This is a genomic window from Myxococcus sp. MxC21-1, from assembly GCF_032612255.1.
In the GTDB taxonomy this organism is placed as follows: Bacteria; Myxococcota; Myxococcia; order Myxococcales; family Myxococcaceae; genus Myxococcus; species Myxococcus virescens.
On the sequence record NZ_CP123278.1, the window covers coordinates 872,796 to 897,517 of the forward strand.

General features: G+C 71.5%; 22 protein-coding genes and 3 pseudogenes. 10 read left to right on the top strand and 15 right to left on the bottom strand.

Annotation, left to right across the window (positions count from 1 at the left end):
• A complete protein-coding gene (locus QEG98_RS04220) occupies positions 1-951 on the top strand; it encodes a hypothetical protein (RefSeq protein ID WP_316565835.1) in 951 nt (316 codons plus the stop codon).
• Between the two features lie 243 nt (positions 952-1,194).
• Positions 1,195-1,746, top strand: a complete 552-nt coding sequence (locus tag QEG98_RS04225) for a hypothetical protein (protein ID WP_316565836.1) — start codon at positions 1,195-1,197, stop codon at positions 1,744-1,746.
• A gap of 3 nt (positions 1,747-1,749) precedes the next feature.
• Here QEG98_RS04225 and QEG98_RS04230 read toward each other — a convergent pair whose 3' ends face one another.
• From QEG98_RS04230 to QEG98_RS04240, 3 genes and pseudogenes are all read right to left on the bottom strand, one after another.
• Positions 1,750-2,313, bottom strand: coding sequence for a hypothetical protein (locus tag QEG98_RS04230; RefSeq protein ID WP_090485852.1), 564 nt, complete (start codon positions 2,311-2,313; stop codon positions 1,750-1,752).
• Between the two features lie 3 nt (positions 2,314-2,316).
• Positions 2,317-3,076, bottom strand: a pseudogene (locus QEG98_RS04235) (hypothetical protein).
• Between the two features lie 46 nt (positions 3,077-3,122).
• Complete coding sequence (locus QEG98_RS04240) at positions 3,123-3,347, bottom strand: hypothetical protein (RefSeq protein ID WP_316565837.1); 225 nt, start codon at positions 3,345-3,347, stop codon at positions 3,123-3,125.
• A gap of 138 nt (positions 3,348-3,485) precedes the next feature.
• Here QEG98_RS04240 and QEG98_RS04245 point away from each other — a divergent pair, with 138 nt between their 5' ends.
• On the top strand, positions 3,486-3,938 hold the full coding sequence (locus QEG98_RS04245; RefSeq protein WP_316565838.1) for a hypothetical protein: 453 nt from the start codon (positions 3,486-3,488) through the stop codon (positions 3,936-3,938).
• Between the two features lie 7 nt (positions 3,939-3,945).
• Here the strand turns inward: QEG98_RS04245 and QEG98_RS04250 are convergent, their stop codons facing one another.
• The 3 genes from QEG98_RS04250 to QEG98_RS04260 all read right to left on the bottom strand — a co-directional run bounded on the left by QEG98_RS04250 (position 3,946) and on the right by QEG98_RS04260 (position 7,317).
• On the bottom strand, positions 3,946-5,043 hold the full coding sequence (locus tag QEG98_RS04250) for a hypothetical protein (protein WP_316565839.1): 1,098 nt from the start codon (positions 5,041-5,043) through the stop codon (positions 3,946-3,948).
• Between the two features lie 38 nt (positions 5,044-5,081).
• A complete protein-coding gene (locus QEG98_RS04255; protein WP_316565840.1) occupies positions 5,082-5,459 on the bottom strand; it encodes a hypothetical protein in 378 nt (125 codons plus the stop codon).
• Positions 5,460-5,553: 94 nt separating this feature from the next.
• Positions 5,554-7,317, bottom strand: coding sequence for an ABC transporter ATP-binding protein (locus QEG98_RS04260; RefSeq protein ID WP_316565841.1), 1,764 nt, complete (start codon positions 7,315-7,317; stop codon positions 5,554-5,556).
• Between the two features lie 158 nt (positions 7,318-7,475).
• Here QEG98_RS04260 and QEG98_RS04265 point away from each other — a divergent pair, with 158 nt between their 5' ends.
• The 4 genes and pseudogenes from QEG98_RS04265 to QEG98_RS04280 all read left to right on the top strand — a co-directional run bounded on the left by QEG98_RS04265 (position 7,476) and on the right by QEG98_RS04280 (position 13,199).
• Positions 7,476-7,916: a hypothetical protein gene (locus QEG98_RS04265; RefSeq protein ID WP_026114310.1), complete on the top strand. Its 441-nt coding sequence runs from the start codon at positions 7,476-7,478 to the stop codon at positions 7,914-7,916.
• 168 nt (positions 7,917-8,084) lie between these two features.
• Positions 8,085-9,212, top strand: a complete 1,128-nt coding sequence (gene dnaJ, locus QEG98_RS04270) for a molecular chaperone DnaJ (RefSeq protein ID WP_090485837.1) — start codon at positions 8,085-8,087, stop codon at positions 9,210-9,212.
• Between the two features lie 170 nt (positions 9,213-9,382).
• Positions 9,383-11,562: pseudogene (locus QEG98_RS04275) on the top strand (penicillin-binding protein activator).
• Positions 11,559-13,199 (top strand): annotated as a pseudogene (locus QEG98_RS04280) (WD40 repeat domain-containing protein). The pseudogenes QEG98_RS04275 and QEG98_RS04280 overlap by 4 nt, the downstream one beginning before the upstream one ends.
• Positions 13,200-13,214: 15 nt before the next feature.
• Here the strand turns inward: QEG98_RS04280 and QEG98_RS04285 are convergent.
• Positions 13,215-13,907 (bottom strand): NAD-binding oxidoreductase, encoded by a 693-nt coding sequence (locus QEG98_RS04285; RefSeq protein ID WP_090485827.1) that lies wholly within the window; start codon positions 13,905-13,907, stop codon positions 13,215-13,217.
• Positions 13,908-13,992: 85 nt separating this feature from the next.
• Between QEG98_RS04285 and QEG98_RS04290 the strand changes: the two genes are divergently transcribed.
• A complete protein-coding gene (locus QEG98_RS04290) occupies positions 13,993-14,733 on the top strand; it encodes a transglycosylase domain-containing protein (RefSeq protein WP_171445103.1) in 741 nt (246 codons plus the stop codon).
• 12 nt (positions 14,734-14,745) lie between these two features.
• Here QEG98_RS04290 and QEG98_RS04295 read toward each other — a convergent pair whose 3' ends face one another.
• From QEG98_RS04295 to QEG98_RS04320, 6 genes are all read right to left on the bottom strand, one after another.
• Positions 14,746-14,907, bottom strand: coding sequence for a hypothetical protein (locus QEG98_RS04295; RefSeq protein WP_316565842.1), 162 nt, complete (start codon positions 14,905-14,907; stop codon positions 14,746-14,748).
• Positions 14,876-16,507 (bottom strand): serine/threonine-protein kinase, encoded by a 1,632-nt coding sequence (locus tag QEG98_RS04300; RefSeq protein WP_316565843.1) that lies wholly within the window; start codon positions 16,505-16,507, stop codon positions 14,876-14,878. Before QEG98_RS04300 ends, QEG98_RS04295 begins: the two co-directional genes overlap by 32 nt.
• Entirely contained in the window at positions 16,492-17,559 is a 1,068-nt protein-coding gene (locus tag QEG98_RS04305) for a hypothetical protein (RefSeq protein ID WP_316565844.1), read from the bottom strand. Before QEG98_RS04305 ends, QEG98_RS04300 begins: the two co-directional genes overlap by 16 nt.
• Positions 17,493-18,299 carry a hypothetical protein gene (locus tag QEG98_RS04310; RefSeq protein WP_316565845.1) on the bottom strand — a complete coding sequence of 269 codons (807 nt, stop codon included), beginning with the start codon at positions 18,297-18,299 and terminating at the stop codon, positions 17,493-17,495. The genes QEG98_RS04305 and QEG98_RS04310 overlap by 67 nt, the downstream gene beginning before the upstream one ends.
• A 14-nt stretch (positions 18,300-18,313) precedes the next feature.
• Positions 18,314-19,222, bottom strand: coding sequence for a hypothetical protein (locus tag QEG98_RS04315; protein WP_316565846.1), 909 nt, complete (start codon positions 19,220-19,222; stop codon positions 18,314-18,316).
• A 236-nt stretch (positions 19,223-19,458) separates the two neighbouring features.
• Positions 19,459-21,162 (bottom strand): CpaF family protein, encoded by a 1,704-nt coding sequence (locus tag QEG98_RS04320; RefSeq protein ID WP_316565847.1) that lies wholly within the window; start codon positions 21,160-21,162, stop codon positions 19,459-19,461.
• Between the two features lie 178 nt (positions 21,163-21,340).
• Between QEG98_RS04320 and ung the strand changes: the two genes are divergently transcribed.
• Together ung and QEG98_RS04330 are read left to right on the top strand one after the other, a co-directional pair.
• Positions 21,341-22,018 carry a uracil-DNA glycosylase gene (gene ung / locus QEG98_RS04325; protein ID WP_316565848.1) on the top strand — a complete coding sequence of 226 codons (678 nt, stop codon included), beginning with the start codon at positions 21,341-21,343 and terminating at the stop codon, positions 22,016-22,018.
• Positions 22,019-22,086: 68 nt separating this feature from the next.
• The gene (locus QEG98_RS04330) at positions 22,087-22,899 is read left to right on the top strand and encodes a thioesterase family protein (RefSeq protein WP_316565849.1); all 813 of its coding nucleotides are present in this window, start codon (positions 22,087-22,089) and stop codon (positions 22,897-22,899) included.
• Positions 22,900-22,902: 3 nt separating this feature from the next.
• On the opposite strand, the gene QEG98_RS04335 is transcribed toward QEG98_RS04330, so the two are convergent.
• Together QEG98_RS04335 and QEG98_RS04340 are read right to left on the bottom strand one after the other, a co-directional pair.
• Positions 22,903-23,268: a response regulator gene (locus QEG98_RS04335; RefSeq protein ID WP_316565850.1), complete on the bottom strand. Its 366-nt coding sequence runs from the start codon at positions 23,266-23,268 to the stop codon at positions 22,903-22,905.
• A gap of 73 nt (positions 23,269-23,341) precedes the next feature.
• Entirely contained in the window at positions 23,342-24,682 is a 1,341-nt protein-coding gene (locus tag QEG98_RS04340) for a M24 family metallopeptidase (RefSeq protein ID WP_316565851.1), read from the bottom strand.
• Positions 24,683-24,722: the final 40 nt, after the last annotated feature.

Genomic DNA, 24,722 nt, shown 5'->3' on the forward strand with positions numbered 1-24,722 from the left:
ATGCGGGTTCGCCATGCACGAGGCCAGTCGCTGGTGGAGACGGCGCTGGGGGTGATGGTGTTCGTCACCATCCTGCTGTTCGGCATCTACTTCGCCGAGGTGGGCGCGCTGACGCTCAAGGTGCAGGAGGCCGCCAACTTCGCGATGTGGAACGCCACCGGCCGGGTGATGCACGACCCGCAGGACAACGAGTGGGGCCGACGGGGCACGGTGCTCGCCGCCGAGGCGGAGGCCAATGGCCGCTACGCGGACTTCGACGGACGTCAGCGCATGGGCCGCACGGGCGTGGCCGTCCAGCAGGCCATTGCCCGCGCGCAGCCCATCCAGGTGGATTGCCGCCCGGAGCTGCCGGGCACCGTGCGCGGCCTCTCCATGGCGGATGCCGACCCGGACCTGGCCGGCACCATCGCCATGGGGACGCAGGGCATGGGGTGCACCGCGTCCTCGAGCATTCGCGGCGTCCGGATTGGCCGCTATCTGGAGAATGGCCGGGAGGGGTTCTTCAAGGTGTCCCAGCGCCGGGCCGCCGATGCCTTCACGGTGTGCGCCGCCGGGCGCGCCTCGGGCGGCCGCTGCACGGCGCGCTTCGGCATGCTGCTGGATGACTGGGGGCTGGGCGGCGTGGAGGAGGGCCGGGCCTGCGCGCTCAACGTCAACGGCGCGCGCCGGTGCGCCAACCCGGACTACTACGAGTGGGCGCAGCGCGTGTACCGGGCCAACGGTGCGGCGGGTCACGCCGGCTCCGCGCTTGCGGCGATTACCGGCGCGGCCGGCATCAATGAAGACCAGTTCTTCATGAGCTTCCGCGGCGAGGAGGACAACTACGAGGAGAACCTCGGCTCCACGCACGCCGGCGGCCAGACGCGCTGGGAGGTGACGCCCTTCGACGCGCCCAACATCCGCTCGTACAAGGTGGGCCGCGCGAACCACTGGCTCGGGGTGCCGCGGTGACGTGGCGCTGGGGGCTGCTCGTCACGGCGTCCCTGCTCGGCGCGGCGCCGGTGGTGGCCCAGGGCACGGCGGCGAAGGCACCCGTGGCCGCACAGGCTCGGCGGGCAAGGCACCCGCCGCGTCCCCGGCACAGCCCGAGCCTCCCGCGCGGCCGCGCTTCGCCTGGCCCCGCGTGCAGGTCATCGACACCGTCGAGTCGAACGAAATCGTCGAGGCAGGGGCATCCCCGTCGCGCTGCGCGCCGTGCATGCGAAGGAGCGGATGGATGACCTGGTGCAGCGCTTCGCGGACGCCTTCATCCAGGCCGGCCTGCACCTGCCACCGGGCCACGAGCAGCCGCAGCTCGCCAGCGGCGCGGTGATGCTCACCGCCATCGATGGCCACCGGGGCATCACCTACACCGTCATCTTCCAGCCGCGGCCGGACCGCACCACGATGATGTACCTCGGTGAGGCCAATCACGCCCTGCGCAGGGACCCGGCGGCGGCGGGGGACTTCGCACCCATGCCGCCCCAGGCCAGCCAGGTGTTGCGCGTCAACAGCGAGAGCTCACGCACGCTCGCCTTCCACGTCCCATTGTCCGGCGAGGCCGTGGACGCCTTCTACGCCCAGGCGCTCACGCGCGCGGGCTGGAGGCTGGAGGAAGGGGAGACGTCCTTCTACGTGCGCGCGGGCGAGGAGCTGCGCGTGGTGCACGAGCCGGGCGAGGGGAACCAGCGGGCCGTGGTGCTGGTGTACCGCGGCGGACGGAGCGTGCCACCGCCGCCGCCTGGGCCCGCCGCTGTCGTGCGCTGAAGCTCAGGCGCGCAGCTTCTCGCGCAGCGCCTTGGCGCGGCCCTGCATGTCGGGATCCATGCTCGTCAGCTCGACGGACTTCAGGCGCTGGTCCAGGCTCTGGGGCACCTTGGTCTTCAGCTTGCCTTCCTCCCCGAGCACCTCCAGCTTCGCCAGCGCCTTGTCGACGATGCGCTCGCGCGGGTGGTCCAGCAGGCTGTCGAGGAAGTACGCGTCCTCGGGCAGCTCCGGGTACTTCTCCAGGTAGTCCACCACGGCCTTCACCCAGTCGGCGCGCGTCTCGGACTCGGTGACCTTCTGCATGGCCTGCTTCTGGGCCTTGCGCTTGCCCTCGGGGTCGAACGTCTTCGCCAGCCCCTCCGGCAGCTCGCCGCCGGTGAAGAGCGCGTCCGCGGCGGCCTTGTACTTCTGGTAGCTCGCGCTGCGCTCCAGCTTCTGCTGCGCGGGGTCATCCTGGCGGGAGGCGTACTTGCTGCCCTTGCCGCGCCCCGCGTCGATTTCGCGCCAGCTCTTGTTGCGCTTGCCGGAGAAGCCGCCGCCGCCGTTGTCGTCCCTGTCCTTGGCCATCCTTCATCTCTCCTTGCGAGCGCCCCACAGCGCCGCCAGTCCGCGATGGACGAGGCGCCGCACCACCTCCAGTTCCTGGGAGGACAGGGGCTGCTCCTCGTCCTGCTCCGCCTCGAAGAGCGCCTCGTCCGCGTAGTCCTTCAGCGGCTGAGGCACTGGCGGGGCATCCGTGTCCGCCTCCAGCACCGCCGGCTTGATGGACGTGAGTCCCGGCGGCCAGCCCAGCTCCAACATGGCGTACAGCTCGAGGAGCAGGTGGCGGGCGACGCCATATCCTTCGTCCGTGAGCGCCGCCGCGTCAAGCGCGCCCAGCAGCGCGTCCTGCCGGTTTTCGAAGGCATGGGTGAAGCGCGTGCGCGTCTTCTCGTCGTCCTCCAAATAACGCCAGGCGGCCTCCACGAATTCGCCCGTGGGCGCCCCCGGGTGGAAGGGCGCGGGCGCGGAGGCCTTCACCTTCTTCGGGCGGGGCGGGCGGGCCTCGTCTTCCAGCCGCACGTGCTTTCCCTCCGCCACCAAATCCCAGAGGCCCAGCAGGTTCTGGTACAGGCGCCGGGCGATTTCGGGGAGGGGAAGCGCGGCTCCTCGTCGAACAGCGCGGGGATGACGTCGCTGGGGGCGTGCCTTCGGCGCGGGCGTCCCGCATGCGTTCGAGGACCTGGGCGCTGTCCAGCCCGCTGCCGGCCAGGTCCAGCAGGCCGTCGAGCGTCTGGGCGCCCTCGAAGTGGCGGTGGAAGTCATCACCTCTGTCGCGGGAGCGGCTCATGTGGGCAGGCACGCTAAGCACAGCGGACGGGCGGGCGCACGCGGCTTCATGACTCGGCGGGCCATTCGCCCATCAGTTCGTCCTGGCGCTCCTTGGGATTGGAGGTCCACGCGTAGTCTTCCGGGACGTGGCCGCCTCCATGCGCGGCCCAGCCATCCCAGCTCACCTGCGCCTTCATGAAGGCGTCGGTGGGTTCGTCCGTGACTTCGGGGCGGTTGGCGGGGACCTCGAAGGGCGTCTCGATGGGCTCATTCGGAAGGGTGATGGCCATGGCTCAATCCTCCTGGTGTGAACAGTAGGGAGGTTCCAGGTGCGAGAGGAGCGGGGCCGACAGGCAGACGGGCGGTGGGTCGTCTTTCGTTTTAGGACCTTCGCACCTAGTCTTCGTTCAGACATGGCAGAAACCTCCGTGGAAACGTTGAAGACCGCGGTGCAGGCGCTCTATCGCGTCCACGCGGTGGAAGGCCCGCCCGGCGAGAATGGGCTGCGCACCGTCTGGCACCTGTGCCCGGACGGCGCGGAGCTGATGTCCCTGGTGGATTCAGAAGGGCGCGTGCGCCGGCAGGAGCTCACGCTGCTGGAGGACCACTACGTGTGGGCCAGCGGTGAGGGCGTGCGCACGGGCTACCTGGAGCGCGGCGGCGGCAAGCCCACGGCCGCGGCGGTGGTCCGGACGGACCCGGAGCTCGTGCCGCAGCGGCTGATGCGCGCCGCGCTCGCCATGGGCACGTACACGGGACAGGACCGCTACCTGCTCCACATGCAGCGGGTGCTGGCGCTGGCGCGCGAGGGCCTGGAGATGAAGGGCGGCCTTGTCCGTCCTCGGAGCCCACGCTGCCCGCCGTGGAGGCGCCCGTCGTGACGACGGCTCAGGCCGCCGTCTTCGACGTGCCGCCCGCTGCGGTGGCGGTGGTGGAGGAGGTCACGCCTCCGGTGGTGCGGCCCGGTGAGGGCATGACGATGCTGCTGGTGCTCGCCCTGGGGTTGCTGGTGGGGTTCGGGATGCTGGCGTTCATCTTGATGGGCTGAGCGGGGCTCACGTCTCCGGAGGGCGGCTGCGGCATGCTCCCCGAGGGGCCCTCGCCGTGTTCGGCGGGAATGGCCACCGGCGGGTGTTCCGTGGCGGAGTTCACCGGCTGCGCATCCAGCACCAGCAGCACGGCCACCGCGGTGGCGGGCACCAGCCGGGCGGACCAGCCCAGCGGCGTGTGGGCGTCTTCTCCGACGCGCCGGGCCATCAGCAGCGTCAGTCCCAGCACCGCCAGCACCCCGGTGCACGTCCACCGCAGCGCGCGCAGGTTCGCCGTCGCGGCGAGCCCCGCGGCGATCAACTCCGAGCGCTCCGCGTCTGGCATCCGCGCCAGGCTGGTGAGGAAGCTCAGCAGGTGGCGGGCCTCGAGCGCGCCCACCATGGCCACCGAGGCCAGGGCCGCGGAGACGCTGCTGGCCAGCAGCAGTCCGCGGTTGCGGGGGCCCGCGGCCTCCCGGAAGCCCGTGGGGCCGAAGTGCGCCAGCGCCAGTCCCAGCGCCAGCCCCAGCAGCAACGCGGTGCTCGTCCAGGCGCCCAGCAGCCGCGGCGCCATGGCCTCTCCCGTGCTGGTCGCCAGCACCAGGCCCGCCTCCACCGTGTCCAGCCGGGGCAGGGAGACCAGCACCCGGTCCATCAGGACCTCGGTGCCCATCAACCCCAGCATCCACGGCAACGTGGCCAGTCCCAGCATCGCGGACAAGGGCACCCGCCGCTCCATGCCGGAGCCGACCAGCGCCAGGGACAGCAGCGGCACCTCCAGCGCCAGCGCCAGCGCCACCAGCGCGGCGAATGGCCCGGCCGCCTGGAATGCGTGCGACACCCCGGCCATCCCCTCCAGCAGGGGACCCAGTGTGAAGCACCACACGAACACTGTGATGGGCACGGCCAGCGCCACGGCCAGGCCGGGCGCGAGACGAAGCCGGAGCGGAACGAGCATTTCAGGAGAGAGTAGTCTCTCCGGTTAAGCCTGTGAAATTAGACCGGGGGACGACCCACGAGCCAGTAGATGACGCTCGCCAGCCCCCCTGCGACGGGAGAGACGAGCACACCCAGCAGGTAGAGCTTGGGACACCCGCCGCCGCTGCAACCGATGCGGCCATAGGCGAGGACGCCGGCCAGCAGCAGGGGCACGTGCATGCCCATCAGGAAGACGCCCACACCGCGCAGCACGAGCCCGCGGTACCAGGTGCGTGTCCACAACCGGAAGACGACGGGGAGCAGCAGCAGCGTCAGGGTGGCCGCGGTGGCCAGGGTGCCCTGCCGAGCCGACACCGCCACACACGCCAGGGCCGCGAGCGCCAGGGCGGGGACGAGCAGCAGGGCGTTGAGGGACAGGGGCTCCCGGGGACGCATCGAAGTCAGCCAGGGACGCTGGCAGAGCGACGGTGGAGGTGCAAGGCCGGAAGCGGGAGGGGTGTCCGGCATCAGCCAGGGCCGCGCGCCGCCTTCACGCCGCGACGGCGCCTTCGCCCAGGAGCTGCGTGTACCGGCCCCGCAGGGCGAGCAGTTCCGCGTGGGTGCCGGCCTCCACCACGCGGCCGGCCTCCACCACGGCAATCAGGTCCGCGTCACGCACCGTGGACAGCCGGTGCGCGATGACGAGCACCGTGCGCCCCTTCATCAGGGCGACCAGGCCTTCCCCCACCGCGGCCTCGCTCGCCGCGTCGAGCGCGCTGGTGGGCTCGTCCAGCAGCAGCACCGACGGCCGGCACAGGAAGGCCCGCGCCAGCACCAGCCGCTGCCGCTGTCCGCCGGACAACCGGCCGCCGCGCTCGCCCACCAACTCATCCAGGCCGCCGGGAAGCGAGCGGACGAAGTCATCCGCGTGCGCCAGCCGCAGCGCTTCCCACAGCTCCTCGTCCGTCGCCTCGGGCCGGCCCAGGCGGAGGTTGTGCCGCACGGTGCCGGAGAAGAGCACCGGCTCCTGGGGCACCCACGCCACCTGGCCGCGCACGCTGGAAGGCTGGAGCGCCGTCAGCGGTGCCCCGTCCCACAGCACCTGTCCGCCCGACGTGGGCAAGAAGCCCAGCAGCACGGAGAACAGCGTCGTCTTGCCCGCGCCGGAGGGCCCCACCAGCGCCACGCGCGCGCCAGCGGGCACCACCAGGTCCACCCCGCGCAGCGCCTCGCGCCCGTCCGCGTAGGTGGCCCGCACGCCTTCCAGCCTCAGCTCGCGCGACAGCGGCCCGGCGGCGTCGCCCACGTCCGGCGCGGCCGGCTCGTCCGCCAAGGCGAAGAGGCGCTCCGCGGCGGCCAGGCCCGTCAGCACCTGTGACAGCGTGCCGCTGAGCGACTTCACGGGCTGGTACAGCAGCAACGCGGCGGCCATGAAGGAGAGCAGCCGCCCCGCCAACGCAGGGTCCGCCGCCACCGCGCGCGCGCCCCAGGCCACCGCCATGGCCACGCCGGCGATGCCCAGGAGCTCCACCGTGGGGCTCACCGCGCCGCGCAGGAAGAGCGAGCGGCGCATCTCCCCCAGGTACTTGTCCGCCTCCACCTCGAAGGCCTCCAGCGCCCGCGGCTGTCCGCGGAAGGCCTGCACCACGGGCAGGTTCTGGAGCTGCTCGGCGGTGAGCGCCGTCAGCGAGCCCAGCCGCTCCTGCGAGCGCGTGGCCACCTTCTTCAGCGAGCGCGCGAAGCGGTTGATGGGCAGCACCGTCACCGGCACGACGACGAAGGTGAAGAGGAACAGCGTCTTGTCGATGAAGAAGCAGGTGGCGAGCAGCGCGATGATCTGCAGCCCGTCCTTCACATAGGACGTGAGCGCCTGCGTCACGGAGAACTCGACCAGGGGGACGTCCGCGGTGAAGCGCGCCAGGAGCTCGCCAGAGTGCCGCCGCTCGAAGAACGCGGGCGGCTGGCCGAGCAGCCGTCCGTAGAGGAACCCGCGCAGGTCCGCCATCACGCGCTGTCCCAGCCGCTGCATCAGCCCGCCCTGGAGGAACTGGGCGGTGGCCTTCACGATGGCCACGGCCACGACGAGCAGGGGCAGCCGCTTGAGCAGGGCGTCTCCCGGCAGGGATACCCCGGCGACGGTGACGGGCTCGTGGGTGAGCAGCGCGCGCAGCAGGGGGCCCACCACCCAGGCATAGGCGGACGTGGCGATGGCCGCGGCCACGGACGCGCCGACACCCGCGGCGAGCAGCAGCCGGTACGGGCGGAGGTAGCCGAGGAGCCGACGATAGACGTGAGGAGAAGGACGGGGAGCCACTGTTCGGCGGCGGACTCTGTCACTGAGTCGCCAGAAGGTCCAAGGCTACCGGGTTTCGGGGGCTGGTGCCCTGTCGGCTGCCCTGCCACCGGGCGCTAGCAGCGCCCGGGCCAGTTCCATTGCCCACGTTCAACCCTGCGGACAGGTTCAGGGGAGCCATGGAAACCAATAACGAAAAAGAGGCCCTGTTCAATCCGGGCTGTGAGCCGGTGGTGGAGGACGAGGAGCGCCGGCGGCTCCTGTGGCTGATGGCCGAGTACTTCCGCACCATCGGTTACACGGACATCAAGGCGCGCCTCCCCGGGTTCATGCCTCCTCCCATCCTGTCGGGGACCATCGAGGACCATCGCCCCGACTTCACCTGTCGGCAGTCGGATTCGGCTCGCACGCCCATCATCCTGGAAATCGTCACCCCGCACATGGTGGACGAGCCCACGGCGGAGAACCGCTGGAGCCTCCTGGCCAGCGCCGCGAAGCTGTACAACGCGGAGCTCCACTTCGTGGTGCCCAAGTGGGCCGCGACGGGCGCGGTGGACCCCGGACTCAAGCGCAGGCTGGCCCGGATGGAGCTGACGGCCAACCGCGTGTGGACCGTCTGACGGCTTCCTCTCTTCCCGCCACGCCACCCGCCCGGATGCCCGCCCGGCACCGGGTGGGCGCGGGCGGCGCGTGTCCCCGCTGGATTGCCGGTGCGTTTCGCTGCGTTATAGTGACTCAAGATTTTACGCAGCGCAAAAAAGCACAGCAAATTCCAGGGGTTGTAATCAATGTCAGCGGCGGCGGGTCAGAAACGCGACTACTACGAGGTCCTGGGCGTCCAGAAATCTGTCTCCGCGCAGGAGCTCAAGAGCGCGTTCCGCAAGGTGGCGCTGCAGTACCACCCGGATCGCAATCCGGGGAACTCGGACGCCGAGGAGAAGTTCAAGGAGGCCTCGGAAGCCTATGAGGTGCTGAGCGACCCTGAACGGCGGGCGAAGTACGACCGCTTCGGGCACGCGGGCAACCCCTTCGAGGGCTTTGGTGGCGCCGGGGGCGGGTTCCAGGGCGTCAACATCAACGACATCTTCGGCGAGATTTTCGGCGACATCTTCGGCGGTGGCCGGGGTGGGCGGCGGACGAGCTCGCGTGGCGCGGACCTGCGCTACAATCTGGAAATCACGTTCGAGGAAGCGGCCTTCGGCTGCCGGCCCAAGGTGACCATTCCCCGGCCGAAGAAGTGCGACACCTGCTCCGGCTCCGGCAGCAAGAGCAACACCGGGCCCCGGCCCTGTTCGGCGTGCGGCGGCAGCGGCGAGCTGCGCTACACCCAGGGCTTCTTCGCGGTGTCCCGGCCCTGCGGTGACTGCGGCGGCACGGGCGCGGTGGTGCCGGACCCGTGCACGCGCTGCAAGGGCTCGGGCAAGGTGCCCTCCGAGGAGGTCATCGAGGTGGCCATCCCGGGCGGCGTGGACAACGGCACGCGCGTGCGGCTGTCCGGCATGGGCGAGCCTGGAGACCGGGGCGGTCCGCCGGGTGACCTCTACGTCACCGTCATCGTGAAGGAGCACCCGCTCTTCCAGCGCGAGGAGTACGAGGTCTTCTGCGAGGTGCCCATCTCCTTCACGCAGGCGGCGCTGGGCGCGAAAATCGACGTCCCCACGTTGGACGGCAAGGTGAAGATGACCGTCCCCAACGGCACCCAGTCCGGCAAGGTGTTCCGGCTCAAGGGCAAGGGCATCCCCCACCTGCACAGCCAGCAGCGGGGAGATCAGCACGTGCGCGTCGTGGTGGAGACGCCCACCGAGCTGTCGTCGAAGCAGCGCGAGCTGCTGGAGAAGTTCGCGGAGGCCTCCGGCGAGGAGTCGCACCCGCAGTCGAAGAGCTTCATCGCCAAGGTGAAGGAGCTGTTCGGCTGACGACGGTTGCGGGCGCGGGGCCGCGAAAGCGCGGCTTCCGTGCCGCGCCTGGTGGGCAGGCGGGCGCCGCGGCGCGGCAGGCCGCCGTGGGCACGGGCACTGCAAAACAGCGGATCCTGGCAGTGGAATCTTCCCCCGCTCGGGTGTCGACGGGGGCGCACCCCACTGCTATGCACGGCCCTGCCATGGATGTCCTGCCCACCCTGCGCCGCTCGCTCGTCATCGCCCTGGCCCTGCTGCTGACGGCCTGCCCCCGGTCCACCCGCACGCCCTCCGGAGGTGACACCGGCGGGGACCTGCCTTCGGGAGACCCGTTCCCCACGCGTCCTTCGGTGGAGGCGAAGAAGGACCCCACCGCCGACGCGGCGCTGGCGCAGGCGTCCCAGACGGCCAGCGCCACTCCGGACAAGAAGAAGGCCGCGGAGGCCTACCTGTCGGTGCGCAAGGCGTATCCCGCCACCACCGCGGGCCAGGACGCGCTCTATCAGGCCGGCGTCCTCTTCTTCGAGTCCAGGGACTTCGTCAACGCGCGCAAGAGCTTCAACGAGCTGCTCTTCGAGAACCCGCTCCATGCGCGGGCGGATGACGCCAAGCACAAGCTGGCCATCTCCGCGATGGAGGTGGGCGCCTACCGCGACGCGTACCAGACGCTCTCCAGCCTCGCCGAGCGCGCCAGTGGCGCCGAGCGCACCCAGCTGCTCAATGAGGCCGCTCGCGCCGCGGAGGGCGCAGGCCTCTACGGGCAGGCGCTGCAGATGGCGGTGGACGAGGCGGGCCGGCCCAGGGCGCTCAGGCGCAGGCCGCCGCGGTGGCCAAGGTGGAGGCGCTGGTGGAGGGCCGCGCGGCCTTCGTGGACATCGCCCGCGTGGCGGAGGGCCTGTCGCCGTCCAACCCGGCGTGGCCCGTCATCACCTTCAAGCTGGCGCGCGTCTACTACCACCTGCGGGACTGGACGCGGCTGGAGGAGACGCTGAACCGTTTCCTCGCCCAGGCGCCCGGCCACGCCTTCGCGCCGCAGGCCCGCGAGCTGCTGGCCCGCGCCACGCGCCGGGTGGAGGCCCGCCCCCGCACGGTGGGCGTGCTGCTGCCCATGACGGGCCGCTACCAGCCCATTGGCGAGGCGGTGCTGCGCGGCATCCAGCTGGGGCTGGAAGGCAGCGGCGTGGAGCTGGTGGTGAAGGACACGCAGGGCGACGTCAACAAGACGGGGCAGGCCATGGAGCAGCTGGCCTTCGACGACGGCGCCATCGCCGTGCTGGGGCCCCTGCTGGCGGATGACTCGAAGCGCGCGGCGCTGGTGGCCGAGGAACTCCAGGTGCCGCTGCTGACCATGAGCCGGCAGGACGGCATCACCGAGCTGGGCAGCTACGTCTTCCGCAACATGCTCACCAACGCGGCGCAGGCGGAGGCCATCGCCGACTACGCGATGAACGTGAAGGGCTACAAGCGCTTCGCGCTGCTGTACCCGAACATCCCCTACGGCGTGGAGCTGGCGGATGCCTTCTGGGACCAGGTGGTGGCGCGGGGCGGCGGCGTGCGCGGGGCGGAGCGCTATTCGCACGACCAGACGACCTTCACCACCGAGGCCAAGAAGCTGGTGGGCCGCTACTACCTGGATGACCGCGGCGACTACATCGAGGGCGTGCGCGACGTGCAGGGGGAGAACCTGGACGCCTTCCGCCGCCGCAAGGCGATGGAGAAGGTGAAGAGCGGCGTGGAGCCCATCATCGACTTCGACGCCATCTTCATGCCGGACGACTGGCGCCGCGTCAGCCTGGTGGCGCCCGCGCTGGCGGTGGAGGACATCGTCACCAACGCGTGCGACCCGCGTGATTTGGAGCGCATCCGCAAGACGACGGGCAAGAAGGAGCTGAAGACGGTGACGCTCTTCGGCGCCAACCAGTGGAGCAGCCCCAAGGGCCGCTCAGGGCTGCCGGAGCTGGTGGAGCGCGGCGGCAAGTTCGTCACCTGCTCGGTGTTCGTGGACGGCTTCTTCGTGGACTCGCAGCGTCCGGCCACGCGCCGCTTCGTGGAGCAGTACCGCGAGGCCTACCGGGCGGAGACGGGGCGGGACCCGGGTCTGCTGGAGGCCATTGGCTACGACTCCGGTCGGATGTTGCGGCAGCTCATGGAGCAGAAGGATGCACCGCGCACTCGCGCGCAGATGCGTGACGCGATGGCCAACCTGAAGAACTTCGACGGGGCCACCGGGCGCACGTCCTTCAACGAGAAGCGCGAGGCGGTGAAGCAGCTGTTCCTGTTGTCCATCGACAACAAGGGCGTCACGGAAATCAACGTCGAGAAGGAGCGGCAGAAGGCCGCCTCGGCGTCAGGAGGCTCAGGGACATGAAGTTCGCGAGGGGGGCGTTCGCACTGCTGGCGGGCGGGGTGGTGGCGGTGGGAGGTGGTGGCTGTGCACACGCGCCTCCTCGGGTGTCCCCGGAGCTGAGCGCCCGGTTGGAGTCGGAGCCGGGCACCTGGGTGTCCGGTAGCGCCTCGGGCCTTGGGCGCAAGGCCGTCCTCAACAACAAGGACTTCATCTGGGGCCTGGCCTTCGCGCCCCGAGGCGCCCGGGTGGCGTACTCGCGCCTGGGCAGCAAGTCCTACTTCCTCTCCGTCTGGGAGCTGGGCTCCGCCGAGCCGACGATGCTGGCGGACCCGGCCATCAACCCCTACGAGTTCGACGTGGAGGGCGTGGCCTTCTCCCCGGATGGCACGCGCGTGGCCACCGCGGGCAAGGACAGCGTGGTGCGCCTCTTCGACGCGGCCACCGGCGCGCTCGTGGCGGAGCGCCGCACCGAGGAGCCGCTGTCCGTGGTGGCCTTCCACCCGGAAGGGCAGTGGCTGGTGGTGGGCAGCTACAAGGGCCTGATGACGGTGCTGTCGGCGCCCGCGCTGGAGTACGGCTCCGAGGAGCGCGGACACCTGGGCCCGGTGACGGCGCTGGCCTTCGCGCCGGACGGGACGCTGTATTCGGGCGGCTGGGACAAGCACGTGCGGGCCTGGCGCACCTCCGTGGAGGGGCTGCGGCCGGGACAGGCGCGCATGCGCTTCGAGCGGCGCGCCGGCTCCGTGGTGCTGGGCGGCACGGTGAATGACAAGGCGCCGCTGTCCTTCGCGCTGGATGCGCGCGCGCCCGCGCTGGTGCTCACCAGCGAGGCGGCCGCCGCGGCGGGCATCGACGTGCCCTTCCTGAAGGAGACGGTCAACGTGCCGGGGCCGCTGGGCACCATCGCCGCGCGGCTGGCGCCGGCCCAGTCCCTGCGCTTCAAGTCCATGCGGGTGGAGGGCGTGGACGTCGCCATCTGCGACGCGTGCGTGCCGCAGGGCACCCAGGGCGTGCTGGGCGCGCCCTTCTCCGAACGGGTGGACGTGGCCTTCGACGAAGTCACGCAGGAGGCCGTGCTGTCGCTGAAGGGCGGCCCGCCCGAGGGCGCGGTGACGGTGGACGCGCTGGTGCTCGCGCGGCGCTCGGAGTTTCCTTCCCGGCCTACGTGAGCGACGTCACCGTGGACGCGCGCGGCCTGCGGCTGGGGGTGGGCCTGTCGGAGCAGAAGCCGGAGCGCGACCGCGGCGTGTACGAGCGCGAGCGCAAGGGCGTGGAGGAGCCGCAGGGCCCCTTCAACGCGGGCGCGCTGGTGGACGCGCAGTCCGGCGGTGCTGGCGAAGTGGCCGGTGCACCGGGGCGTGGTGGCCACCGCGGCCATCTCCCCGGACGGGCGCTCGCTGGCCAGCGGCGGCTGGGACAAGCGCGTGTACCTGTTCACCGAAGGTGACGCGGACGCGCGCGGCGAGCACCGCTTCGACTGGTCCGTGCGGCGCGTGCGCTTCAGCCCGGATGGGCGCTGGCTGGGCGTGGCCGCGTGGACGCCCCAGGTGGCCAGCCGCGACGGGGACAGCGACCCGGCGGCGGTGCTGCTGGACGTGGGCTATGAATCGCCCACCGTGCAGGGGCCGGGCACGGCCGGCGCGTCCGTCGCTCCGTAGTTCTCACGCCACCGCTCAGAAGTTGAGGTGGATGTCACCCGCGGGCATGCCGCGGGCCTGGAGCGTCGTCATCACGCCCCGCACCATCTCCTTCTGCCCGCAGAGGAAGGCCACCGCGGCCTGCACGGGCCCTTCACCCAGGTGGGCCTGCACATAGCCCGTGAGGCCCTGCCAGCCGCTGGCGCCGGGCTGGCTGACGGTGCGCACCACACGCACCCCGCCGGCTTCCCACTCGTGGAGTTCGTCCGTGTAGGCGAAGGCGCCCGGTGTGCGCGCGCCGAAGTAGAGCGTCACCTGGCGGTAGGCGCCGCGCTCCAGTTGGATGCTGGTGATGACGGAGCGGATGGCGGAGATGCCGGAGCCGGTGGCGAACAGGAGCACGTCCTGGCCACGGGCGCGCTCCAGCGGGAAGCCCCGTCCCTCTGGCCGTGACACGTCGACGTGGGCGCCCCGGGGCAGGTGGATGAGGGCGTCGGACAGCGGGCTGCCCACCTTGAGGAGGAACTCCCACTGCGTCCCCGGGCGGCCGGGCGGGGAGGCGATGGCAAAGAGCCCCTGTCCCACACCAGGCAGGCGCAGGTGGACGTATTGGCCGGGCCGCTCATGGGTTCCGGCCAGGGGCGTGCCCTGGACGTCCAGCACGAGGTCGGTGAGGCCATCTGCGGCGGGTGCACTGTCAGTGACGGTGGCCGGGTGCCAGTCGGGCATGTCGGGGTTTTAACCTACGCGCCCGGCGCGTGCCGCCCCCTGGTAGCCTGAGGGGGTGAAGAGTCTGCTCTGGACAATCTTGTTCATGCTGGGCCTGGCCGGCGTGGTGATTCCGCTGACGTACCTCTACACGGCGAGCAAGCTGCCGCCGCTGGAGAGCGAATTCGACGTGGAGAAGCAGCTCAAGCACAGCATCGAAGGCGAGCGGATGAGCCTCCGGGCGGGGCAGTCCCAGCGCAACCCGCGCCCCATCACCTTCGTGCGGCCGGACTTCTCCAAGCTGCCCAAGGACCTGGTGGCCCTGTACATCCGCCACCTGGAGTGCCCCCGGTACTTCCAGACGCCACGCGAGGACGGGCCCGCGTGGGCCTGGCGTCTGTTCCTGGGCGCCACCGTGGGCACGTCGCCGCCGGGAGACGGGGCGTGTGAGCGCGTCCTGGCCATGCGCATCGCCGCCGCGCTGGGCATCGAGGGCACGCGTGAGCGGTCGGTGGCCGCGCACCGCATCCACACCTTCATGCAGAAGGACCAGCTCATCGCGTACGACCTGTCCATCATCTACTTCGAGCGCGGCATCGTCGGCGTGGAGGACGCGGCCCTGGCGCTCTTTGGCCGTGAGCTGAGCGAGTTGAAGCTGGAGGAGCTCGCCGAGCTGCAACTCGCGCTGCCCCCGTACTCCGATTACTACGGCATCAAGATTTGCAAGAACCCCACGGTGCTCCGGCAGGACCGCAACCGGTTGCTGGAGGACCTGGCGGCGTGGCGGTTGGTGAGCGAGGACCGCGCGCGCAACGCCATGGCCCAGCCGCTGGCCTGCGCGCGCTGAGTCAGGCGCGGGTCAGCGAATCATCCCCGCCACGCCCGTCACCTTCTTGAGCAGGTCGATGCGGGCGGGGGCGCTGGTGTCGGCCCGCGCGTCGTCGCGGTACTTCGCCAGCAGGTTGCGCGCGGCGTTGGCCTTGGGGGCGTCAATCTTCCCGCTCGTCTCCAGCCGGTCCACCCGGCGCTCCAGCCGGTTGATGCTCTGGAGGATGTCCTCCAGCGTGGGGGCGGAGGCCTTCAGGGGCGAGGCGGCGCGACGCGGGTGTTCTCGGCGCGCGGGGCCGGCGGCGGACGCTCCACGCCGTCCGGCGGAGCCGGCGCGACGGCGGCGACGACCAGGGGCTGAAGCGGCACTTCCTCCACGGGCGCCTGCGCTGGCTCGGCGGGAGGCGGGGTGACCGCCGCGGCCTGCTGTGGCGCCGCGGCTTGCTGCGGGGGACCGCAGCGGCGTGCTCCGGCGCCGCGGCTTGCTGCGGCGTGATGGACGGCGGCACGAGCGCGGGGGCCTTCGCGCCGCGGATGACGACCGCGGCGGCGCCCGCGAGCAGCAGCACGGCGAAGCCCACGGCACCCACCAGCGGCAGGTGCTTGCGCAGCGGACTGCGGACGCCCGCGGCGCGCAGCTCCTGCGAGGTCAGCTCGGTGTTCAGCTCCGGGGGCACCGGCACCGGCGTGGTGGGACGGCGCGAGTCCACTTCCGCCACCGCGGCGGCCTTCTCGAAGCCGGGCGCGAGCGCGCTGGGGTTGGAGCGCGTGGAGGCCCGCAGGGTGCGGCGCAGCTTGTGGAGCTGCTGCCGCAGCGCGTCCGCGGAGTTGGGGCGCGTCTCCGGGTCCTTGGTGAGCATCTGCAAGATGAAGGCGTCCAGCGCGGGCGGCAAATCGGAGACGAACTCCGACGGGCGAGGCGGCCGCGCCTCCACATGCTTCATCAGCAGGTCCACTGGCGAGCTGCCCACGAAGGGCAGGCGGCCGGTGACGATTTCAAAGGTGACGACACCCAGGGCGTAGAGGTCCGTCATCGGACCCACTTCCTGGCCGCGCGCCTGCTCCGGCGCCATGTACTCCGGCGTGCCCACCACCATGTCCGTGCGCGTTTGCGCGGTGCGGCCGGTGGGGCCCTGGCCTCGCTTGGCGAGCCCGAAGTCCAGCACCTTCACGTAGCGCGAGCCGTCCGGCTGCTGCACCAGGAAGATGTTGCTCGGCTTGAGGTCGCGGTGCACCACGCCCGCGCCGTGCGCGGCGGCCAGCGCGGCCAGGACCTCGTCGAGCAGCGCCAGCGCCTCCTGCACCGGAAGCCGGTTCTTCTCCGTCAGCACCGCGTCGAGCGCCTGGCCCTCCAGGTACTCCATGACGATGTACTGCCGGCCGTCCGGCACCTGGCCGAAGCCGAAGATGTCGATGATGCCCCGGTGACGGATGGCGTTGACGGCGCGGGCCTCCGCCAGCAGCCGCTCCACCTGCTCGGTGGAGTGGGCCAGCTCCGGACGCAGCACCTTCACCGCCACGCGCTTGCCGATGAGCGGCTGGATGCCTTCGTACACCAGCCCCATGCCGCCCACGCCGATGCGCGAGCGCAGCTCGTACTCGCCCAGCTTCAAGCCGATGAGCGGGTCCCGCTGCACGGCCGCGGGCGGCTCTGAGGCCTGCACCACCACGTTCGGCTCCTCGCGCGGGGGCACGTCGAACGACGACAGCACCACCGTCCCATCGCGTGGGCACACGGTGGTGTCGGCAGGTACGGCCAGGCCGCAGGTATCGCAGATCAACTCGGAAGCCATCTCAAACCGGGAAGCAGCGTAGCAGGAGGACCCGGGTGGGGCGATGTGCTCCAGCCCGGAGTGCCTGGCCGGCGGTCAGGCGCAGCACGCAAGCGCCCTCCGGGCAGGCACCCCAACGTCGGACAACGGACGCTACGGGTTGGCACTGACGCAGTTGAAGTCCGGCATTCGTTCGCCCGTGCTTCCTTCGAGCCCGGGGCCGGCGCCGCCCGGACCGCCCGGACCGACCTGGAAGGTGACGCCGCCATCCGTGTAGCGGACCGTCGCGCCCGGGCCACACCACACGCCCACTGAGGGCCCACCGCCACCGCCTCCCCCTCCGCCGCCCGCGCCGCCCGCGCCGCCGGGACCGCCCGCTCCGCCCGCTCCGCCGGTCGTCCGGTGGATGATGACGCCTCCGTCGACGACGCCTCCGTCCCGTACGACCTCGCCGCCGTTGCCGCCGTGCCCGCCTTCACCTCCGGGACCTCCGGTACCGCCTTCGCCCCCTCGCCACCCGGGCCTCCACCGAGCGTGCGAAGGACGCTGCCTTCCTCCATGGCCGCCTGGGAGCCGATGAGCAGCAAGGAGATGGACGCGCCGCCACCGCCACCGCCGCCGCCACCCGCACCACCACAGCCGCCCGTTCCGCCCGCGCCGCTGCCGCCGCCGCCAGCGACGCTCACGTTGTCGATGTTGCAGCTCCCACCCGACCCGCCGCCACCACCGCCGGAGCCCGCCGTGCCGCCGCTGCCGGGCTCGCCTTGCTGGTCGGCGGTCCATATCCCGTCGCGCAGCACCCCCATCCCCGTGCCGCCGTCACCCGGTGTACCGGGGCCTCCTTCCGTGCCGCCCTGGCCCTTCTCGCCCGGGGAGGGGTTGCAGACGCACTCACGCCCGGAGCACGCGGCGTCTGGCGCATCACCGCCCGCGCCGCCCGCGCCGCCCGTCTCGCCAGGCCCGCCCGTGCCACCATCCCGTCCAGGAGAGCCGTTGCCGCTGCCAATCACACCCACGCCGCCCGTGGGTTCGATGCCATCTGGGCAGGTGATGGAGACAGGCGTCCCACCCATGCCCGTATCGGAGTTGCCGACGCCTCCGCTCTGCCCTTCGCCTCCGTCGGGGCCGCCCAGGCCCGTGTCCCCTGCCTCGCCAGGGGCGCCCTGGCCCCCGCGCCCGCGGCCAGGGTGACGTGACGCAGACGGACCCCGGAGGAGTCCACCATGCGCACGGCGATGGAGGGCTCACCGGGGCCGGTCGCGGTGGCGGCGCTGACCTGCACGTACTCCATCAGCACACCGGCGTCCTGGAGTCCCTGCACCGTCAACCCCAGCGTGCCGGCGTCGAACATGGCCACGCGGTTCGCGGCGCGACGCCAACCGCCACTGCGTCCGGCATAGCCGCCGTGCAGCGAGACGGGGACGTCCAGCACCAGGCCCGCCTCGTCGTAGGCGCCGCCCGCGAGGAACAGGTGGCGCGGGCCGCCATCCAGTTCGCGCAGCATCGCCAGCGCGCGGCCCACGGTGCGCAGCGGTGCCAGCCGGGTGCCCACGCCCGCGTCGTCATCCCCGTCCATGGGGTCGATGAAGAGCCCCGCGTCCGCCTGGCCATCCACGCCGTCACAGTCGGTATCGGCGAAGGCGTCGTCGGGAAGGTCCTCGCCGGGGACGGGCGTACAGGCGGCGACGTTGGGCTCGCAGCGTCCCTCGTCGCTGCAGCGCTGCCGTGCACCGTCGAAGTCGTAGCAAGCGCCCGCACCGAGCGCCGCCACGAGCGCCGTGCCCGTGGCGCCGAGCATCCTGGTCTTCCGCATGACTCTCCTCGAATTCAAGGCAACGTCCCGGACAGGCCCACCATGCCCCCACCGGGGACCACGGCGGCGGAGGGCTGTACCTTCGCGGGCAGCTCACCGGGCAGCAGGAACATCACCGCGCCTGTCACGAGCCCCGCCGCGCCCAGCCCAAAGGCCACCCGGCTCAGGGTCTGCGCCCGGCGGCCCGACGACGCGAGTCCATCCGCGTTGTCCAGCGGAGCGTCCGGCGTGCCGTCCTTGTCGAGCCGCGAGTACTTGTCGCCCGCCTGCAGGTAGAAGACGGTGCCCACGCCGGCCAGGGCGACACCGCCCGCGGCGGGCAGCCACGCCCAACGGCGCAGCGGGCGGATGGGCTCGGGCTCCAGCTCCGGGGCCAGCGGCTTCGCCTCCACCACGGCCACGGGCGGCGGGGGCGGCTCGGCCTGGGGCGGCGCCGGCGGCGGGCCGCGCAAGGCCGTCTGCGCCACGGGCACCACCGCGTCGATCGACTGGGTGAGCGAGTCCAGCAACTGGTCCTCGCTCACGCCGGGGATGAGGTGCTCGGTGACGAGCGCGCCGTCGTTGGCGGTGTAGATGCGCGCGCCCGTGCGATAGCCGCTGAGCAACTGGCCCAGCTCCGTCACCAGGACGAGCTCCGTCTTCCCCGCGGCGCCCAACGCGCGGATGCAGGAGGGCGCTGTGCGGTTGCAGCGCAGCAGCGGGCGGCGCTTGGACGCGGACAGCTTGCGGGTGATGTCCTCGATACGGACCACCACCAGCCCACGGGCCCGGAGCTGCTCGGCCACGTGCTCCTGCGCGAACTCGACGACGTGGGAGGGAGCTCCCGCCGCGTCAGGCGGTGCGACCAGGACGGACAGGGGCGGCGGGGGAGCCGCGGCGGGTGCCTGGGTGGCCAGGGTGAGCGCGGCGAGGAGGAGATCCACACCCAATCACTTTCCCCCGACCGGACCTCCTCGCAAGGTCGGGAATCACCGCCCGTGCTTCGGGTGAAACCCGCCGGGGCGGAGCGCGTGTGGTGGGAGGCCGCCCCACCGGCCCGGGGTCGTTTCCGACGCGCCGGGCCGGGTCATGGCTTCAGCGCCGAGGCCGCTCCGACGGGGCCGGGCGAATCTGGGTCTTCTCGGAGCCGCCATTCGAGCCCTGGGTGCTGTCGTCGTCCTCATCGGACTCCGGCGCGGGGCGGGACGGCGGGGGCGGCGCGCGCCCAGGGCTGGCCGTGCGCCGGTGGCCGGTTGGGCGAGGGTGCCCGCGAAGGCGGGGTGAAGGGCGGCGGCCGGCGCGGGGGCACCGTGCTGGGGCCGTCATCGTCCGCGAGCAGGTCCTCGGAGACCTCGACCTTGGCCTCGGTGGGGATGGCGGTGCGCGTCTCCTCGGGGGCCTCCGCGAAGGGGTTGCGCGTGGGCGGCGGCGTCGCGTCGTCGTCCATGGCGGGCGGCGGGCGCGGCGGCGCTGCGGGCCGGGCCACGGGCGTTGCGGGCTTCACGGCCGGCGGAGGCTCCGGCGGCCGGGCGCGCGCCGATGGCGGCGGGGTGGGGTGACTCGCGGGCACCTGCACCTGAACGGCTGGCGCGGGAGGCGGGGGCGGCGCGGCGGCGGCCTTGCCGGCCTTCGCGTCGCGGGCGTCCTGCTTGAGGCGCTGCTCGAAGGCGGCCCACTCCTGCTTGAAGTGGGCGGGGTCCGGACGTCCCTCCTCGCGGTGCTTGAGCGACGGGGCCCAGCGCACGGTGTACGACTCACCCGCGTGGAAGGTGGGCGGCGGCGGCAGGCCGTAGGTGGCCGGGTCGAAGAAGGACTCGTCCAGGTCGTGGAAGCCGTACGCGCGCGCCTTGCTGACGAAGTTGGGGATGATGCCGGTGGGCGCGTGGTAGCCCAGGATGTGGTCGTCCTCGTCCTTGGTGACGGGCGTGAAGACGAAGATGTCCTGGGTGCGGTAGTCGCCCTTCTCGTTGAGGGGCAGCACCTCCGACAGGGCAATCGTCTTGCGGCTGCCGTCGTGGAGGCGCTCGCAGCAGATGATGAAGTTGATGGCGCTGGCCACCTGGGCGCGCACGGCCACCATGGGCAGGTCCACGCCGGACATGAGGCACAGCGACTCGATGCGGCGCAGCGTGTCCGTGGGCGTGTTGGCGTGCGTGGTGGCCAGCGAGCCGCCGTGGCCGGTGTTCATGGCCTGCATGAGGTGGAAGGCCTCGCCGCCGCGCACCTCACCGACGACGATGCGGTCGGGGCGCAGACGCAGCGCGGAGTGGAGCAAATCGCCCATGTCCACCGCGCCCTTGCCGAACTTGTCGGGCGGCCGGCTTTCGAAGGGCACGACGTGGGACTGGTTGAGCTGGAGCTCGGCCGAGTCCTCGATGGTGAGGATGCGCTCCTCATCCGGGATGAGCGACGACACGATGTTGAGCAGCGTCGTCTTGCCGGAGCCCGTGCCGCCGGCCACCAGCATGTTGAGCTTGGTGGCGATGCCGGCCTCGATGAGGCGCGCCATCTGCGGCGTGAGCGACCCGAACTTCATCAAGGATTGGACCGTCAGCTTCTCCTTGAAGAACTTGCGGATGGAGATGGTGGTGCCCTTGCGCGCGATGGGCGGAATCACCACATGGATGCGGCTGCCATCCGGAAGGCGCGCGTCCAGGCGGGGGCGCTCCTCGTTGAGCATGCGGCCGACGAACTGGGCCATGTTGCGCGCGGCGCCGAGCAGGCCTTCGTCGGTGAACGATGCATCCACTTTCGTGAGCCGGCCCTTGCGCTCAATCCAGATGTCGGTCGGGCCGTTGATCATGATTTCCGACACGGCCTCGTCATCCATGTAGGGCAGGACGGGCTTGAGGAACGCGCGGAGTGACTCGGTGTACATCGTCATGGCGCCACCCAGGCTAGCGCGCTCTGGCCCCAGGGCCCAAGAACCCGCCCCGCCTGCCCGGCTGCTTTCTGGGGCAGGGGCCGCCCACCGCCGGTTTCCCGCGCGGGCGGGCGGAAAGCAGTGGGCGCTCCCGGGGCCCGGTGTTTCAATGCCGCCGCCGCTGGAATGGGAGGCGTGAGTGCTCGCGGAAGGGCTGCCGGAAGACTGGAAGCAGGAGCTACGCGCGGCGCTGGCGTCGCCGTCGTTTCAGGAACTGGAGCGCTTCGTCGAAGCGGAGCGGCGGGAGGCCACTGTCTTTCCGTCGGAGGAGGACCTCTTCTCCGCCTGCCGGCTCACGCCCTATGAAGACGTGCGGGTATTGCTGCTGGGCCAGGACCCCTACCACGGGCCGGGACAGGCCCATGGGCTGGCCTTCTCGGTGAAGCCCGGGGTGCCGCCGCCGCCCTCGCTGGTGAACATGTTCAAGGAGTTGGAGAGCGACGTGGGCGTGCCCCGCCCGAGGGACGGCTCTCTGATTCCCTGGGCCCGGCAGGGTGTGCTGCTGCTCAACGCGGTGTTGACGGTGCGGCAGGCGAAGCCCAACAGCCACGCGGGGCACGGCTGGGAGGACTTCACGGACGCCGTCATCCGCGCGGTGAGCGCCAAGGACGACCCGGTGGTGTTCCTGCTGTGGGGCCGCTACGCGCAGAAGAAGAAGAAGCTCATCGATTCGAAGCGGCACGTCGTCATCGAGGGCACACACCCCTCGCCGCTGTCCGCTAGCAATGGCTTCTTCGGCAGCCGTCCCTTCAGCGCCGTGAATGCGGCGCTGGAGTCCCACGGTCGCCCACCCATCGACTGGCGCCTGCCCGCCTGAAGGGACGGCGAGCTGCGTGAGACTCGGGCCGGACACACCGGGTCCGCGTTGATACGCTGCGGCGCGACATGACCGCTGCCTTCCTCGCTGCCACCACCCCCGAGCCGCTCTCTCCCAACCGCTACGGCATCCGCTTCACCGCGCCCTGGTACCAGGGCAAGGGCGCCTATGGCGGCATCGTCGCGGGGGCGACGCTGCGCGCGTTGGAGCACACCCTGGCGCAGGCCCAGCAGCCGGGCCGTCCCGTGCGCACGCTCACCGTGCACTTCTGCGCGCCCGCGGTGGAGGGGGAGGCGGAAATCCAGACGCGCATCGAACGGACGGGGCGGCTCGTCACGCACGCGACGGCGCGCATCGAGAGCGCCGCGGGTGTGCTGTGTGTGGCCACCGCCACGTTCGGCACCTCGCGCGGCGGCGCGACGGAGTACTTCGACGTGAAGCGCCCGGTGGTGCCGCCGCCGGAAGACGTCCCCGTGGTGCCGGACGACGTGCCCATGCCCACCTTCTGCAGCTTCTTCGAGTACCGCTTCTGCGTGGGCTCGGCGCCGTACTCCGGCGCGGACGTGGCGGAGACGGGCGGTTGGCTTCGCCCGCGTGAGCCCATGGTGCTGGACGCGCCGCTGTGCGTGGGGTTGATGGACGCCTATCCGCCGTCGGTGCTCTCGCGCGTGGAGGGGTTCCACGCGGCGGCCAGCGTGGACTTCACCGTGCACTTCTTCCACGACCTGCCGCGCCCGGACCTGCGCGAGGACGCCCACTTCCTGCGCACGGGGCGCTCACGGCAGGCGGCGGAGGGGTACTCGGAGGACTTCCAGCAGCTGTGGACCCAGGAGGGCGAGCTGCTGGCTCAGTGCCGCCAGTTGGTGGCGGTGCTGGGGTAGCACTCAGGCCGCGGAAGCGAGCTGCTTCACTAGCAGCCGCACCAGCTCCACGGGCTGGATGGGCTTGGGCAGCAGCTCCGCGCCGTAGCGGATGGCCACGGACACGAGGTCATCCAGCTCCTCGTGTCCGGTGAGGAAGATGAACGGCACCCGGCAGTCCTTCAGCTCGCGCATCACCGTGAGCACGTCGGAGCCATTCATGTCCGGCATGTTGTAGTCGCAGAGGATGGCGGAGACGCTGGACAGGTCCAGGTTGAACGCCTCGGCGGGTGACTGCACCGTCACGACGCCATAGCCCGCGCCCTGGAGGATGTCCCTCACCACCGAGAGCACGAAGGCGTCGTCGTCAATCACCAGCACGTTCTGCATTGGGCCCTCTCCGCGAGCGGTTCAGCGCATCCTACTCAAGCTTCTCCCACGAGCTTGTCATGTGAGACATGTCTCACGGCACGGGGCGGGAAGGACCCGGGGAGGGGATGAGCACCAAATCCTCCTGGGGTGGGATGAGGTATTCCGCACCCGTCTCGGTGACGACGGCCATCTCCTCCACGGCGATGATGCGCTGCTCGCCCTCGCCGCCGTCCGGCCACGCGAAGAACCCGTCGAAGGCGAAGACCTGCCCGGGCCGGACGATGCGCGCCGCCTGTCCCGCCGCGGGCTTGCCCTGCTGCGCGCCGGAGAGCGCCGGGCCCACGTCATGCGCCCAGTAGCCCACCGGGTGCCCCGTTCCCCACATGACGGGCGCCGAGCCGGCCTCGCGCATCCAGTCACGCTGGGCCTTGTCCACGTCCCAGCCGCGCACGCCGGGTTTCAGGGTGGCCAGTGCAATCCGGCTGCCTTTCTTGCCCTTCTCCCACTTCTCCAGAGCCTCCTTGGGCGGCTGCGTCTCGCCCGGCGCCAGCACGTAGGCGAAGCGCTGGATGTCCGTCACCCACATGCCGCCCACGCGGATGCCGAAGTCCGTCTGGATGAAGTCACCCGGCTGGATGACGCGCTCGGTGGCGTGGGAGTGCCCGCGCGTGGGGCCGCTCTGGACGTTGGGGTTCTGGTCCGGCGCCCAGGCGTCGCCCACGCCCAGTTCCGCCATGCGCTGGCGGAGGAAGCGGGCCACATCGACGTCGCGCGTCTTGCCCGGCACCACCGCGCGGTAGGCCTCTATCTCCATCTGGGATGTCAGCGCGGCGGCCTTGCGGAGGATGTCCACCTCCTCGGGCAGCTTCACGGAGAGCCACTCGGAGACGAGGTCCTCGGAGGACACCAGCTTCTTGCGCAGCGCGGGCGTCAGGGCCTTCTCCAGCGCGGCGCGCTGCGTGGCGGACAGGCCATCCGCCACCGCCACCGACGTGGACGAATTGACGGCGATGCGCTTCGGCTTCGCCGCCACCAGCCGCGAGGCCACCTGCGCGTAGAGATTCGTTCCGCGCGGCAGCGGCACCACCTCATCGAGCGGCGCCACGTCGCGGAGCGCGGTGGCCTCGCCTTCCGGTGACAGGGCCACGCCGCGCACGGCCGCGTCCTGCTTGAGGAACAGGAAGGCGGCGGTGCCTCCGGCGTTCTCACAGCCGACGTGGATGGCCAGCGGGTCGTTGTCGTTCTCTCGGCAGATGACCACCCACGCGTCCACGTTGGCGCGGACCATGGCCTGGGGCAGCAGCTTCTGGATGCGCTCCTTGCGGATGCGGGGCCAGGCGTCCTGGGACGCGATGGGGTCGGCGGGCGCGGCGCTGGCGATGGGGGCGGCGAGGAGCAGGGCGGAGAGCAGGGCGTGCCGGACGCGAGTCATGCGGGGAGCAGTCCTTTCGGGAAGGAACGCCATCATCCCC